The sequence below is a fragment of the Pseudonocardia xinjiangensis genome, assembly GCF_012911925.1.
In the GTDB taxonomy this organism is placed as follows: domain Bacteria; phylum Actinomycetota; class Actinomycetes; order Mycobacteriales; family Pseudonocardiaceae; genus Pseudonocardia; species Pseudonocardia xinjiangensis.
The window spans coordinates 1-2,016 of record NZ_JAAXKY010000292.1; the positions used below are offsets into that span (position 1 = coordinate 1).

Annotated in this window: 3 protein-coding genes; 1 reads left to right on the forward strand and 2 read right to left on the reverse strand. The window is 69.7% G+C overall.

Translation table 11 applies throughout. The features are described from left to right. Positions 1 to 507: 507 nt before the first annotated feature. Positions 508 to 1,371, reverse strand: coding sequence for a DUF1996 domain-containing protein (locus tag HF577_RS37095; protein WP_312859631.1), 864 nt, complete (start codon positions 1,369 to 1,371; stop codon positions 508 to 510). 76 nt (positions 1,372 to 1,447) lie between these two features. Here HF577_RS37095 and HF577_RS37100 point away from each other — a divergent pair, with 76 nt between their 5' ends. After that, a complete protein-coding gene (locus HF577_RS37100) occupies positions 1,448 to 1,645 on the forward strand; it encodes a hypothetical protein (protein WP_169400668.1) in 198 nt (65 codons plus the stop codon). Positions 1,646 to 1,649: 4 nt separating this feature from the next. Here HF577_RS37100 and HF577_RS37105 read toward each other — a convergent pair. Continuing rightward, positions 1,650 to 2,016 (reverse strand): amidohydrolase family protein (locus tag HF577_RS37105; protein WP_169400669.1); only part of this gene is annotated, 367 nt, incomplete at its 5' end.

Sequence of the window (2,016 nt, forward strand, 5' to 3'; positions counted from 1 at the left end):
CCACCACCTTCCCCCGCAGAACGGACCCCTCGAGTCGTGCCTGAACGGTCCACGGCGCCGGCAGCCCGGCTCACCCCCACCGCGGACATCCATCGCAGACGAGGACGGACCCCCACCCGTCGTCGCCTCGGCCCCCGGTCCGGCCGGGGACCCGCTTGGTGATGACACGGGCGACGTATCGACCCCTGCGCGGCTGCCGCCGGACACCGCCCTGCCTGGCCACCCCCCCGAGCCCGGCGTCCGAAATGCGACCGCTCACGAACTGCACTGCCTTCGGTAGGCAGCAGCAGCACTGTGGACGGCGACATCATTTCATGACGCTTCACGGAATCTGCATGGCCGGGGGTGTGGGAGCGCATCGACTGGAAAACGGCTCCGGCCCCGGGAAGGTTCAACCGACTCAGCGGTGAGAGCGACGTCCCACTCGGTATCAGTGCATTCCCAGCCGAACGGGACAAGCCGACCAAATGCCGTTTTCGAACGACCGGTATACGGTACGTGTCCGCGTCATGACCCGCAGCGTCGTCCCGAGTTGATACAGGAAACCACCTGGGCCATCAGCGAGTCCGGCATGACCTCGATGTAGTCACCGTGGTCGCTGATCGGGCTGTGCTGCTCCTCGGGAAAACTGTCGATCGCGTAGTCCGCGCCCGGCGGGACCGAGTAGGAGATCTCCATGTGCAGCTGGGGCACCGGGAAGGTGTCGTTCGGACAGGCGCCCGTCGAGTCCGGGAACACCAGATGCATGCGGTGGTCCGCACTGTCGGTGCTCCTGCCGTTCCAGCAGCTGGGCATGTCGAAGATCCGGACCACCTGCTGGCCGGGCCCGCACCGCGGGTACTGCCGCGCGACGCGGTCCCTGGCCCCCGAGCAGGACCACTGCACGTGGTCGGTGTTCACCCCGCCGGCCGTGAAGCCGTGCGCGTTTCCCGTGGTGGCGCGCAGGAACTCGGGCATCGGCACGACCGAGCTGACGGGGCTGCCGCGGTACTCGAGCAGCACGGAGCTCGGCACGAGGATCTGCCCCACGTTGTGGTCGGCGGCGTCGTCGAGGCCGGGGGGACCGCCCGGACCCGGCACGCGCAGCACGGGCCAGTAGTACGCGGACCTGTCGCCGTCGGGGCAGGTCGTGGCCGCCGCGGCGAGGCTCTGGTTCGTGGATCGGGCACTGACGGAGACGTTGCCCACGTAGTCGTGGAAATGGTGGGCCCCGCCGGGGTCACCGGGATCGCCGACCAGATTGTCCGAGTTGTGGATGCCCTGCTGGTCGCGTCCGCAGTCGATACGCCAGGTGCCGGTCGATGCATCCGGCTGGGCCGGGGCCGGCGGCGGTGTGACGGGAACCTGCGATATGTCGACATAGTCCGACACCGGAGCCCCGAAATTCCCTGTTCCGGAGGCAGGGGCGCTACAGGCAGCCACCACGACGAGGGTCAGAACCACCAGCATGATCTGGTCGATCAGCCCCGGCAACGGCGTTCGCCCCTCGATTCCCATCCTCCGGATTGTCGCAGAGTCACCCGGAGAATGCCTGGCGCTCATGGTCGTCGCCGAATTGCGCCGATTACGCCCCCGAGCCGATCACGCCGATTTGCGGCGTCCGGTCGAAAAGGACGACCTGATCCGGCTGATCCTGCGGCCCTGAGCTGCTACCGACCCACCGGCACGCCGGCCTGGATCACGGTCCGCCGCTCCGATCCCGCCCACAGCAACGCGGGGTCGGCGAACGGGTCGCCGTCGACCACCAGCAGGTCGGCGACGGCCCCCGCCCGGACGCGCCCGAGGTCGGGGCGCCCGAGCAGCTCCGCGTTCACCGACGTTGCGGCCTGCAGCGTGCGCAGCACGCCCTCCACCTCCACCTGCACGCGGAGCCCGCCGAGCTGCTCGTCCTCCAGCACGCCCATCAGGTCCGTGCCGAACCCGATGCGCACGCCCGCGGCACGGGCCAGCTCGAGGGCGGCCCGGCCTGCGGCGAGGACCTCCCGGTTCTTCGCCTGCCCCACCGGAGCCAGCCCC

What these genes read in the sequence shown, in the direction of transcription:
- HF577_RS37100 (WP_169400668.1), top strand. Translation starts at nt 1,448, where the DNA reads ATGATCTGGTCGATCAGCCCCGGCAACGGCGTTCGCCCCTCGATTCCC.